A 236-nucleotide genomic window follows, 5' to 3' on the forward strand; every position below is an offset into this window, starting at 1 on the left:
GGCGCACCAGCGCGAAATGGGGCTGTGCGAGCAGTTCGACCGCCAGCTGCGGCGACTGGCGCGGATTGCGCGCATCTCCGACCACTACCAGAACATGATGCGCGACCTGAACGCGACGCTGGAAGAAACGTCGCGCCGCGATCCGCTGACCGGATTGCTGAACCGCCGCGCCCTGATGGAGCTGATCAAGCAGGAAGTGCAGCGCGCGGCCCGCGGCGGCCAGGCTTTCGTGGTCG

At 67.8% G+C, this 236-nt stretch carries 1 pseudogene; it reads left to right on the forward strand.

Annotated elements, in window-relative coordinates:
• Window positions 1-236: pseudogene (locus SB751_RS35260) on the forward strand (GGDEF domain-containing protein); the annotation flags it as partial.

Source organism: Cupriavidus sp. SIMBA_020 (assembly GCF_046535395.1).
GTDB classification, from domain to species: Bacteria; Pseudomonadota; Gammaproteobacteria; order Burkholderiales; family Burkholderiaceae; genus Cupriavidus; species Cupriavidus campinensis.